Consider the following 11,979-nt stretch of genomic DNA (forward strand, 5'->3'; position numbering starts at 1 on the left):
GCCACCTCCAACAATAAGAACGCCCCGCCTGAACGCGGAGGCGGAGGACAATTGCAATGGCTCCCAGTGTGCTGATCGTCGACGACGATCCGCTGATTCGTGAACTGCTCCAGTCCTACCTGGCCCAGGAGGGCTACCAGGTACGTTGCGCCAGCACGGCCGAACAGGCGGAAGCCTGCCTGGCGGAAGCGCCGGTTGACCTGGTGATGCTCGACATCCGACTGCCCGGAAAGGATGGCCTGACCCTCACCCGCGAACTGCGGGTGCGCTCCGAGGTCGGCATCATCCTGATCACTGGCCGCAATGATGAAGTCGACCGAATCGTCGGCCTGGAGTGCGGCGCGGACGATTACGTCGTCAAACCCCTGAACCCCCGCGAACTGGTGTCTCGCGCCAAGAACCTGGTGCGCCGTGTACGCCATGCCCAGCAGCCCGCCGCACCGGCCAATGGCCAGTTGAAGCGCTTCTCCGACTGGAGGCTGGACAGCGACCGGCGCCGCCTGATCGACCAGGATGGCAGCGAAACCCTGCTCACCCACGGTGAGTTCCAGCTACTCAGCGTCTTCCTGCGTAACGCCGGGCACACCCTCAGCCGCGACCAGTTGATGGACCAGATCCGCAACCGCGAGTGGTTGCCCAACGACCGCTCCATCGACGTGCTGGTTGGCCGCCTGCGCCGCAAGTTGCGCGACGACCCGGCCGAACCCCAATTGATCATCACCATCCACGGCGCGGGCTACCTGTTCACCGCCACGGCCAGCGCTGCCTGAGCTCATGCTGCGCTTCTGGCCGCTGGCCTTCCTGCTGCTCTGTGGCGCCGCCCAGGCCGCGCCTGCGGTGCGTTACTGCGACTATCCGGTCTACCCGCCTATCTCCTGGAGCGACGGTAAGCAGGTACGCGGCCTGGCACCGAGCGTGGTGAAGGCCGTGTTCACCAACCTCGGCCTGGACGTGGAGATGGTTGTACTGGGCAACTGGAAACGCTGCCTGCTGGACGCCGCCCAGGGGCGCGTGGATGTGGTGCTGGCCTACCGCACGCCACAGCGTGACAGCGATCTGCTATTCGCCAACGTGCCGGTCCTGCGCGAGGAAGTTGCAGTCTTCTACAACACTCGGCGCCCGCTTCAGGTAGACACGCTGGAAGACCTTGCCCGTTATCGCGGCGGCCTGCTTTTTGGTGAAAGCTACGGCGAAGCCTTCGACCAGGCCGTGGCCCGTGTCGGCAACATCGAATGGGTTTCCGATAGCCAGCAGAACTTCGGCAAGCTGATTCGTGGCCGCATCGACTTCATCCCTCATGAGCGGCGCACGGGCCTGCTGTACATCGAACATTTGCCGGGAGGTGGCGACATCCGCGCACTTCCCATGACCTTGGCTGTGGACCACTTACGCCTGGGCGTATCGCGGCATTCGCCCCTGGCCGGGCGCATGCCGGACATCGACCGCGAGCTGCAACGCCTGACCGACCGCGGCGATATCGAGCGCTGGCTGGCGGAGAGCGAAGCCACCTACCGCGACATGATCGCCCAGCCGGAGCCGCTTAGATGACCGGCCTGAAACCCACCAATGGCCTGTTGCGTCGGCTCCTGCTGTTCATCCTGTTGTTCAGTCTTTGTTTCACGCTGGTGGCCAGCGCCGTGCAACTGCACCTGGAATATCGCCGCGAGATGCGTGATATCGAAGCACGCCTGGAGTTGATCCGTGTCGGTTACCTGGCGAGCTTCGAACGCAGCCTCTGGGACCTCAACCAGGAGCAACTGAAGATGCAGCTGCGCGGTCTGGCGGACTTTCCCGACATCGCCCTGGTACGCCTGACCAGCAGTGACTTCGACTTGCAGGAGGGCGCCAGCGCACTCGCCGGACCGCTTCGCCGCGAGCGCTTTCCGCTGTCCTACCAACCGCCCAGTGGCGAGCGGCGCCAGCTCGGAGAACTGGAAGTCGCCATCGACCTCGGCGCCGTCTACCAGCGCCTGTATGCCACCGGCCTGACCAGCGTGCTCTGGATGGGGACATTCCTCTGCGGCCTGGCGGTGGCGCTGTCGTTTCTGTTTCACCGCCTCGTCACCCGCCACTTGCGGGTGATGGCAGACTTCGCTCGACGCATCGGTGCTGGTGACTGGTACGAAGCGCTGCGCCTGGATCGCCGGGCCGGGCGCGGCGCCGATGAGATTGACACGGTCGCCCAGGCCCTGGATGAGATGCGTCGCGCGATCCTCGATGACATCCGGCGTCGCGAGGATGACCGCGCCGCACTGCAAGGTCTGGTGGAGCGGCGCACCGCCAGCCTCCAGCGAGCCAAGGAGGAAGCCGAGGCGGCCAACCTCGCCAAGTCTCGCTTCCTTGCCACCATGAGTCATGAAATCCGCACGCCGCTCAACGGCATCCTGGGCATGGCAGAGCTGCTGCGCGGCGCGGCCCTGGGCGAGCGGGACTGCAAGCGCCTGGAGGCTTTGCACAAGGCCGCCGAAGGCCTGCTGGCGATACTCAACGAAGTGCTTTATTTCGCGCGACTGGAGGAGGGCGAAGGCCGCCCCGAGCTGGTCGACTTCTCCTTGGCGGCGCTGCTCGACCAGGTGCTGACCCTGCTGGAACCCAAGGCCAGTGACAACGGCACCATCCTGCGCTCGCGTATCGACGCGCACGTGGCGACTCAGTGTCATGGCGCCGAGCAGTTCTTGCGTCAGGTGCTGAGTAACCTGTTGGCGAACGCGGTGAAGTTCACCGAGGAAGGGGAGATCCTCGTGGAGGTCCGGTGGCTCGAGGATCTCGAGGGTGCGCAGCGCTTGCGCATCAGCGTCACAGATGACGGCATCGGTATTGCCCCGGACATGCAGGCGAAAATCTTCGAGCGCTTCACCCAGGCCAGCGAGGCCGTCGCCCAGCGCTATGGCGGCACCGGCCTGGGCCTGGCCATCAGCAAGCGGCTGGTGGAGCTGATGGGCGGGCGAATCGGCGTGGACAGCCAGGAAGGCGAGGGCAGTTGCTTCTGGTTCGAGCTGACCTTGCGGGCCGCGCGAGGACAATCCAGCGAAATGACGGTCGCACCGCTGAGTCGCTCGCTGGACGTGCTGGTGGTGGAGGACGTGGCCCTCAACCGCGAAGTGGTGAGTGGATTGCTCGAGCGCGACGGTCACCGGGTCACCCTGGCGGAAGATGCCGCGCCGGCCCTGACGCTTTGTCGGCAGCGGCGCTTCGACCTGATCCTGCTGGACCTGCACTTGCCGGGCATGGCGGGCACCGAGCTGTGTCGGCTGATTCGACGCGATGGGGAGGGGGTCAACCGTGATAGCCGCATCCTCGCATTCACCGCCAGCCAGCAACCTGCGCTGGTGCGCAGCTGCCTGGACGCTGGCATGCAGGGCGCCCTGGCCAAGCCGCTGAAACTCGACGACTTGCGCCGTGCTTTGGCCGGACAGGCGCCGCGGCCGGCGGAGGAGGTCGATGCCGAACTGCTGGATCGGCGATTGCTCGACACCCACCGCAGCCTGCTCGGCGAGCAGAAGCTCCAGGGGCTGCTGGAATTGCTGCGGCGCATGCTCGACGAGCATTGGGACGGCCTGCTCGCCGCCCTGGTCGCACAGGACTGCGCCGAAGTCGGCCACCTCGCCCACCGTCTGGCCGGCAGCAGCGAGTCCCTGGGTTTGCGCGCCCTGGCCGCCTGCTTGCGGCAGTTGGAGGCGATCGCCCTGGCCGGTGACGGCACGGCCTTGCCGGCACTCAAGCCGAACCTGGAAGCACTGCTATCGCGCTCCGCTCGGGCCCTGGATGGGGTGTTGCAGTCGGCCGGCTGAAATCGAACAAATTCCTTACGACTTTTTACAACTTCGATCCCGGTATTCAACGGCGTCTTACAAGTCGTTCCAATAATCGGTCCGAACCGCGTCCAACGCGGTCCCCGTGGCCTATTGGAGACAAGAATAATGACCCGCAAAGCCCACCTCTCCCGTCGTCGCCTCCACCTGGAGGTGCTGCATGTCTGAAGAACGCATCCAGCTCACCCGCGCGCTGAAAAGCCGTCACATCTTCATGCTGTCGCTGGGCGGCGTGATCGGCACCGGCCTGTTCATGGGCTCGGGCGTCATCATCAACCAGGGAGGTCCGGCTGGCGCCGTGCTGGCCTACCTGGTGGCGGGTGTTCTCATGTATCTGGTGATGGTCTGCCTGGGCGAGTTGTCGGTGCAGATGCCGGTTTCCGGTTCCTTCCAGGCCCACGCCACCCGTTACATCGGGCCGGGCACCGGCTTCATGATCGGCTGGGTCTACTGGATGAGCTGGGCCACCACCGTCGGCCTGGAGTTCACCGCCGCCGGCATGCTGATGACGCGCTGGTTCCCCGATGTCCCCATCTGGTACTGGTCGGCGCTCTTCGTGGCCGTGCTCTTCTCCCTGAACGCCCTGGCCACTCGTGCCTTTGGTGAAGCCGAATACTGGTTCTCCGGAATCAAGGTTGCGGCCATCCTCGGTTTCATCATCGTTGGCCTGCTCGCCATCTTCGGTGGCCTGCCGCTGGCCAGCGGCGAGCCGGCTCCCATGTTCTCCAACCTGATCGGCGACAGCCTGTTCCCCAATGGAATTTCCGCCGTGTTCGCCGTGATGATGGCGGTGGTCTACGCCTTCCAGGGCTGCGAAATCATGGGCGTGGCAGCCGGCGAAACCGACCAGCCGGAAAAGAGCATCCCCCGCGCCGTGCGCAATGTGGTGTTCCGCGTACTCATCTTCTACGTGCTGGCCATCGTCGTGCTCTCGGCCATCGTGCCCTGGCAGGAGGCCGGACTGATGGAAAGCCCCTTCGTCCAGGTGTTCGATATGGTCGGCATTCCCTTCGCTGCCGATTTGATGAACTTCGTCATCCTCACCGCCATTCTCTCGGTCGGCAACTCCGGCCTCTACGCCTCCACTCGCATCCTCTGGGCGATGTCCAAGACCGGCATGGCGCCGCGTGGCCTGGCCCGGCTCAGCAAGCGCGGCGTGCCGCTCAATGCGTTGTCCGTCACCCTTTGTTTCGCCCTGGTTTCCCTGCTGACCAGCTTTATCGCCGCCGACACCCTGTTCATGGTGCTGATGGCCATCAGCGGCATGGCCGGCACCGTGACCTGGATCGTCATCGCCCTGGCCCAGTACCGCTTCCGTCGCGAACTGTACAAGTCAGGCGGCACGGTGCAGGACCTCAAGTACGCCGCCCCCCTGTTCCCGCTGATTCCGCTGGCCTGCATCCTGATGTGCAGTTCGCTGTTCATCTTTCTGGCCATGGACCCGACCCAGCGCCCGTCGCTCTACTGGGGCTTCGGCTTCATCGGGGTCTGCTACGCGGCGTACTACGTCCTGCAGTACAAGCGCCAGCGCAGCGCGGTGATTGCGCCAGCCGCCTGATGACCCGGTGCTGGCCTGATTCGTGATTACGTTGGCTATGTCTGCGTTAAGCGTTGCTAGACCGTCCTGAGCCAAGCCGATTGCCGAGTTCGGCGGGTGTTTCTGGTTTCGTCCCCCCGGACGAGTCCCTTTCTCAAGCGCCGAAAGGAACCAAAGGGCTTGCCCCTGCATCCGGGTTTGGCTCCGCCAAACTCCCCTTGCTCCATCGTTGCTCCGGGGGCCCGGCGCGAGGGGCCATCCATGGCCCCACACGCCTCTCGCGGCATCCATGCCGCTCGTCCCCCTACACAACGATTCCGCTCGGCCTCCTGAAGGGGCGCTGCGGCTGCCCCACCTCATCTGCCAGGTTTCAGGCCCATGTGGGCTTCAGGATGGTTCGTGCCTCGCCGGCGCGAGTCACCCCTCTGCCTTTGGGAGAGGGGCCGGGGCGGGCCGCGTTCGGATGAGGGTTGTATCCGGCTGGCGCGGAAGCCTCGAAGGTGCGCGCTAGAGCGCTTCACTCAACGTTGCAATCGCTAACGCAGACATAGCCATTACGTTCGCTCCCACAGGTATCCTCACCACCTCCCATCCCGCATCAAGAAGCGGTCTGCCTCCCCAGGAATCCGGGTTTCGAGTTGTTCGAAGATGTAACAACTCTTCGCCCCGGGTTCTGTCTTCTTTTGAAAATCCCTTTAAAAACAATCTGATAGACGGTGAGCCTCTCCGTTACATACCCCATTTGGGCAGGATTGCCGGCTTCCTGAACACTCGTTTAGGATCTCTGCAGCTTCCCAGCCTCACCTGCAAAGACAACAAGACGAGGGCTCCCATGACTACCCTGCTCAGCCAGGTCGAAGCCGGCATCGCCCGGATCACCCTGAATCGCCCGCAACAGCGCAACGCGCTGGATATCCCCACCCTGAAATCCCTGCACGCGCTTCTGGATTCGCACGAGGCTGATCCGGCGGTGCGCGTAGTGGTACTGAGCGGGGCGGGGCGCAGTTTCTGCGCGGGCGCGGACCTTGCCGAGTGGGCTGAAGCCGATGCCCGCGGCGCACTGGAAACCTACGGCTGGACTGAAACCGCCCACGCGCTGATGACTCGCCTCCACGGTCTGGCCAAGCCCACCATTGCCGCCATCAACGGCACGGCCGTCGGTGCGGGGATGGACCTGACCCTGTGCTGCGACTTCCGTATCGCCGCCGCCTCGGCCCGCTTCAAGGCCGGCTACACCGGCATGGCCTATTCACCCGACGCGGGTGCCAGTTGGCACCTGCCGCGCCTGATCGGTGCCGAGCAGGCCAAGCGCCTGCTGTTCCTCGACGAACTCTGGGGCGCCGAGCGTGCCCTGGCCGTCGGCCTGGTGGGCGAAGTCTGCGCCGACGAGCGACTTCAGGAAGTCGCGGGTGAACTGGCCGCCCGCCTGGCAGCTGGACCGACCTTCGCGTTCACCCAGACCAAGGCGCTGATTCGCGATGGCGCCAGCCGCAATCTGGCCCAGCAACTGGAGGCCGAGTTGGCCGCCGGTCTGCTTTGCGGTCGCAGCGAGGATGCGGCTGAAGCCCTGCGCGCTGTTGCCGAAAAGCGCGCTCCCCAATTCACCGGCCGCTGATGCGCCGAATCCGCCAAAGGACCTAGCCATGAACTTCCAATTGACCCAGGAACAGGAAATGCTCGTCGACGCGGTGCGTGCCTTCGTCGACAAGGAACTGCTGCCCCACGAAGAGGCTGTGGACCGTGCGGACGCCGTGTCTCCGGAGCTCGCCGCGGAAATTCGCGGCAAGGCGCTGGCTGCCGGTTTCTACGCCTTCAACATGCCGGAAGAGGTGGGTGGCGGTGGCCTGGATTACCTGTCCCAGGCCCTGGTGGAGCGTGAACTGTCCAAGGTGTCCTGGGCGCTGCACGTGTTCGTCGCGCGGCCCTCGAAGATCCTCATGGCCTGCAAGGGCGAGCAGATCCAGCAGTACCTGTTGCCGAGCATCCAGGGCGAGAAAATCGACTGCTTTGCCCTCACCGAGCCGGGGGCCGGCTCCGATGCCAACTCCATCAAGACCCGCGCTGTGCGCGAGGGCGACGACTTCGTGCTGAACGGCAGCAAGCACTTCATCAGCCATGCCGGCCATGCGGACTTCGCCATCGTTTTCGCTGTCACCGATACCTACGAGCACAACGGCAAGAAGCGCAACGCCGTCACGGCCTTCCTGGTCGACAAGGGGACTCCGGGCATGACCGTGCGCCGTGGTCCGAGGTGCGTGAGCAACAAGGGCTACCACACCTACGAAATCTTCTTCGATGACTGCCGCGTGCCAGCCTCCAAAGTCCTCGGCGAAGTCGGCAAGGGTTGGGAAGTGGCCAACGCCTGGCTCACTGCGGGCCGCGTGATGGTTGCCGCCAACTGCGTCGGCCAGGCCCAGCGTGCCCTCGACTTGTCTCTGCAATGGGCCGCCGATCGCAAGCAGTTCGGCCAGCCCATCGGCAGCTACCAGGGCATTTCCTTCAAGCTCGCCGACATGGCCACGCAGATTCGTGCGGCCGAGCTGATGACCCTGCACACGGCCTGGAAGATGGACCAGGGCACTATGACCGATGGCGAAGCCGGCATGGCCAAGCTGTTCGCCAGCGAAGTGCTGGGCAAGGTAGCCGACGAGACGGTGCAGATTTTTGGCGGCATGGGCCTGATGGATGAGGGCCCGGTGGAACGTATTTGGCGCAACGCGCGAATCGAGCGGATCTGGGAAGGCACCTCGGAAATCCAGCGCCACATCATTTCCCGCGAACTGCTGCGGCCGTTGCTGCGCTGACCGGAGGCCGAGCATGACTCAACGAGACAACCTCAAGCGCCTGCTGGCGCCACGTCACCTGGCCTTCGTCGGCGGCCGCAGCATGGCCCGCGCCCTCAAGCGTTGTGCCGAAGGCGGTTTTGCCGGCCAGATGTGGCTGGTCAATCCGCAGCATGCCGAGCTGGAAGGCGTCCCCTGCGTTTCCACCGTCGCCGAGCTGCCGTGCGGACCGGATGCGGTCTTCATCGCCACCAACCGCGAACAGACCCTGGAAAGCGTTGCCGCATTGGCGGCCAAGGGTGCCGGTGGCGCCATCTGCTATGCCTCCGGCTTTGCCGAAACGGGCGCTGAAGGCCAGGCCCTGCAAGCGCAGTTGCTGGCTGCAGCGGGTGAGATGGCACTGCTCGGGCCCAACTGCTACGGCCTGCTCGACTACCTGCACGGCGCTGCCCTCTGGCCGGTGGCCCACGGCGGCAAGCAGGTCGAGAAAGGGGTGGCCGTGCTCACCCAGAGCGGCAACTTCGCCTACAACCTGTCCATGAGCGACCGCTCGTTGCCGGTGGCCTATATGGCTTCGGTGGGCAACCAGGCCCAACTGGGCGTGGCGGAACTGATGGACGTGCTGCTGGACGAGCCGCGCGTCACGGCCATCGGCCTGCACCTGGAAGGCCTGAAGAATGTGCCGGGCTTCGCCCGTGCGGCACACAAGGCGCTGGAGAAGGGTGTCCCGATCATCGCCCTGAAGACGGGTGTGTCGCAGATCGGCGCCGAACTGGCGCTCAGTCATACCAGCTCCCTGGCCGGTTCCGATGCGCTGTACGACAGCCTGTTCGAGCGCCTGGGAGTGATCCGCGTCAGCGGCCCGGTAAGTTTCATGGAAACGCTCAAGGCCGCTGCCTGCGGCACGCTGCCGGCCGGCCCCAGCCTTATCGCCCTGGCGTGTTCCGGTGGCGATGCCGGGCTGATCGCCGACTATGCCGAGGCCAACGGCCTGCACCTGCCGAAACTGGACGCTGGCCAGCACCACGCGCTGGCGCAGACCCTGCCGAGCTACGCCAACATCGCCAACCCGCTGGATTTCACCACGGCCATCTGGGGTAACGGCGACGCCTTGGAGCACATGCTCGACAGCGCGCTGCGCAGCGCGGCCGACGCGGCACTGCTGGTGCTGGACTATCCCGGTGAAGAAACCGGTGAACGACCGCAATGTGACCTGCTTCTGGAGCTCTACTGCAAGGCCCTGGAGCGCCATGGCAAGACCGGCTTCATCGCGTCGGCCTTCCCCGAGTTGCTACCTGCAGCCGCCCGGGATTACCTGCACGCCCGTGGCGTCGCTGCGCTGCAAGGGGTAGAGGATGGCCTCGCCGCATGGGGTCGCATCGCCGCCTACCGGCCGCGCCGCGAGGCGCTCTTGGCCCGTGGCGAATCCGCCCTTGTGCCGATGAGCCCATCGCCACTGGCCGATGGCGAGTTGTGGGATGAGTGGCAATCCAAACAGGCTCTGCGCGCCTTTGGCCTGCCGGTACCGCAGGCGCTGCTCAGTACCCCGGAGCGGGCACTGGAGGATGCCGACCAGCTTGGTTATCCGTTGGTGCTGAAGGCCGTCAGTGCGCAGTTGCCGCACAAGACCGAAGCCGGTGCCGTGGCCCTCAACCTGAAAAATGCCGAGGCGCTGACGCAGGCCCTTGGCGAGATGCGGCAACGCATTGCCGCCTATGCGCCGGGCGTCGTATTCGACCAGGTTCTGCTGGAGCGTATGGCCACGGCGCCATTGGCGGAGCTGATCGTCGGCATCAAGCGCGAGCAAGGCTTCGGCCTGGCCCTGGTGATCGGTTCCGGCGGCGTCCTGGTGGAGTTGCTCAAGGACAGCCGCAGCCTGCTGCTTCCCACCAATGACGCGGCCATCCGGGATGCTCTGCTGAGCTTGCGCAGTGCGCCGTTGCTCACCGGCTTCCGGGGTCGCCCGGCGGCAGATCTGGAAGCTTTGGTGGCCGCCATTCGCGCGGTGGCCGATTACGCCTGCGAGAACGCGGGGCAGTTGCTGGAGCTGGACGTCAATCCGCTGCTGGTGAGTGTCGACGGCGCCGTGGCGGTGGATGCACTGATTCGTATCGCGGAATGACATCCCCCCCTGTAGGAGCGAGCTTGCTCGCGAACGACTGAGCACGAGAGTTTCGCCAGCACGCTGGCTCCTCCAGGTCTTGGCATCGATTCGAGGAGACACCTCATGCAACACCAGAACACCCTCACCGGCGGCCAGGCCCTGGTCCGTCTGTTGGCCAACTACGGCGTCGATACCGTGTTCGGTATTCCCGGCGTGCACACCCTGGAGTTGTACCGCGGCCTGCCCGGCAGTGGTATCCGTCATGTGTTGACCCGTCACGAGCAGGGTGCCGGATTCATGGCCGATGGCTATGCCCGCGTCAGCGGCAAGCCCGGGGTCTGCTTCATCATCACCGGCCCGGGCGTGACCAACGCCGCCACGCCGATTGGCCAGGCTTACGCCGATTCGATCCCGATGCTGGTGATCTCAAGCGTCAACCATACGGCGAGCCTCGGCAAAGGCTGGGGCTGCCTGCACGAAACCCAGGACCAGCGCGCCATTACCGCGCCCATCACAGCCTTCTCGGCCGTGGCCTTGACGCCCGAGGACCTGCCAGAGCTGGTGGCCCGTGCCTTCGCCGTATTCGACGGTGAACGTCCACGCCCGGTGCATATCTCGGTTCCGTTGGACGTGCTGGCGGCGCCTATCTCGAGGGATTGGAGTAGTGAAGTGGTCCGCCGACCCGGTCATGGGCTGCCCGCTGGCGATGCACTGCAAGCGGCGGCGAACCGACTGGCTACGGCGAAGCGGCCAATGATCATCGCGGGCGGCGGTGCGTTGGGGGGCGCCGATGCCCTCCAGGCCGTCAGCGAGCGCTTGGCCGCGCCGGTCTTTACCAGCGTTGCCGGCAAGGGGCTGCTACCGCCTGAGGCACCGTTGAACGCCGGCTCGAGCCTTTGCATGGCGCCGGGGTGGGAAATGATCGCAGAGGCTGATGTGGTACTGGCGGTGGGCACCGAGATGGCCGACACCGACTTCTGGCGCGAGCGCCTGCCGCTCACCGGCGAGCTGATCCGCGTTGATATCGACCCGCGCAAGTTCAACGACTTCTATCCCTGCACGGTCGCGCTCAAGGGCGATGCCCGGCAGACCCTGGAGGCCTTGCTGGTCCACCTGCCGGCGGCGGGCAGGGCAGGGGAGGCGGCCGTGGCGCGCGTCGACCGGCTGCGCGAGGCAATTCGCAATGGGCACGGACCGCTGCAGGCTATCCACCAGGCGATCCTCGACCGCATTGCTGCTGTGCTTCCGGCGAATGCCTTCATCAGTACCGACATGACCCAGCTGGCCTACACCGGCAACTATGCCTTCGCCAGCCGGGCGCCGCGCAGCTGGCTGCACCCCACCGGCTACGGCACCCTCGGCTATGGATTACCGGCTGGTATCGGCGCCAAGTTCGGCGCGCCGACGCGGCCCGGCCTGGTCCTGGTGGGCGACGGTGGTTTCCTCTACACCGTCCAGGAACTGGCCACTGCCGTGGAGGAACTGGACAGCCCGCTGGTGGTGTTGTTGTGGAACAACGATGCACTGGGCCAGATCCGTGACGACATGCTGGCCCTGGACATCGAGCCGCTGGGCGTACTGCCGCGCAACCCGGATTTCGCCGGACTGGCCCGCGCCTTCGGCTGCGCCGTGCAGCAGCCACAGAGTCTCGACGAACTGGAACGCGACCTGCGCACAGGCTTCGGCCATCCCGGTATCACCCTGATCGAACTGAAACACGCCTGCGCTCGCTGAGCACGGGCC

General features: G+C 65.3%; 8 protein-coding genes. All 8 read left to right on the top strand.

Annotated elements, in window-relative coordinates; translation table 11 throughout:
• The first annotated feature begins 50 nt into the window (after positions 1 to 50).
• The 8 genes from FFS60_RS07875 (at position 51) to FFS60_RS07910 (ending at position 11,970) form a co-directional block, all read left to right on the top strand.
• Positions 51 to 770, top strand: a complete 720-nt coding sequence (locus FFS60_RS07875; protein ID WP_028626501.1) for a response regulator — start codon at positions 51 to 53, stop codon at positions 768 to 770.
• Between the two features lie 4 nt (positions 771 to 774).
• Positions 775 to 1,548, top strand: coding sequence for an ABC transporter substrate-binding protein (locus FFS60_RS07880; protein ID WP_137821653.1), 774 nt, complete (start codon positions 775 to 777; stop codon positions 1,546 to 1,548).
• Positions 1,545 to 3,791, top strand: coding sequence for an ATP-binding protein (locus tag FFS60_RS07885; protein WP_137821654.1), 2,247 nt, complete (start codon positions 1,545 to 1,547; stop codon positions 3,789 to 3,791). The genes FFS60_RS07880 and FFS60_RS07885 overlap by 4 nt, the downstream gene beginning before the upstream one ends.
• A 181-nt stretch (positions 3,792 to 3,972) precedes the next feature.
• The gene (locus tag FFS60_RS07890; protein WP_028626504.1) at positions 3,973 to 5,370 is read left to right on the top strand and encodes an amino acid permease; all 1,398 of its coding nucleotides are present in this window, start codon (positions 3,973 to 3,975) and stop codon (positions 5,368 to 5,370) included.
• 811 nt (positions 5,371 to 6,181) lie between these two features.
• Positions 6,182 to 6,964, top strand: a complete 783-nt coding sequence (locus FFS60_RS07895) for an enoyl-CoA hydratase/isomerase family protein (RefSeq protein WP_137821655.1) — start codon at positions 6,182 to 6,184, stop codon at positions 6,962 to 6,964.
• A 28-nt stretch (positions 6,965 to 6,992) separates the two neighbouring features.
• Positions 6,993 to 8,153: an acyl-CoA dehydrogenase family protein gene (locus tag FFS60_RS07900; protein ID WP_028626506.1), complete on the top strand. Its 1,161-nt coding sequence runs from the start codon at positions 6,993 to 6,995 to the stop codon at positions 8,151 to 8,153.
• Positions 8,154 to 8,166: 13 nt separating this feature from the next.
• Entirely contained in the window at positions 8,167 to 10,254 is a 2,088-nt protein-coding gene (locus FFS60_RS07905) for an acetate--CoA ligase family protein (protein WP_137821656.1), read from the top strand.
• Positions 10,255 to 10,359: 105 nt separating this feature from the next.
• A complete protein-coding gene (locus FFS60_RS07910; RefSeq protein ID WP_028626508.1) occupies positions 10,360 to 11,970 on the top strand; it encodes a 5-guanidino-2-oxopentanoate decarboxylase in 1,611 nt (536 codons plus the stop codon).
• Positions 11,971 to 11,979: the final 9 nt, after the last annotated feature.

It is taken from the genome of Pseudomonas sp. D(2018), from assembly GCF_005502555.1.
GTDB classification, from domain to species: Bacteria; Pseudomonadota; Gammaproteobacteria; order Pseudomonadales; family Pseudomonadaceae; genus Metapseudomonas; species Metapseudomonas resinovorans.

Bases quoted from the DNA above. Each gene is read 5' to 3' on its own strand.
- FFS60_RS07890 (WP_028626504.1), top strand. From the start codon at position 3,973: ATGTCTGAAGAACGCATCCAGCTCACCCGCGCGCTGAAAAGCCGTCAC.
- FFS60_RS07900 (WP_028626506.1), top strand. From the start codon at position 6,993: ATGAACTTCCAATTGACCCAGGAACAGGAAATGCTCGTCGACGCGGTG.
- FFS60_RS07910 (WP_028626508.1), top strand. From the start codon at position 10,360: ATGCAACACCAGAACACCCTCACCGGCGGCCAGGCCCTGGTCCGTCTG.
- FFS60_RS07885 (WP_137821654.1), top strand. From the start codon at position 1,545: ATGACCGGCCTGAAACCCACCAATGGCCTGTTGCGTCGGCTCCTGCTG.
- FFS60_RS07895 (WP_137821655.1), top strand. From the start codon at position 6,182: ATGACTACCCTGCTCAGCCAGGTCGAAGCCGGCATCGCCCGGATCACC.
- FFS60_RS07905 (WP_137821656.1), top strand. From the start codon at position 8,167: ATGACTCAACGAGACAACCTCAAGCGCCTGCTGGCGCCACGTCACCTG.
- FFS60_RS07880 (WP_137821653.1), top strand. From the start codon at position 775: ATGCTGCGCTTCTGGCCGCTGGCCTTCCTGCTGCTCTGTGGCGCCGCC.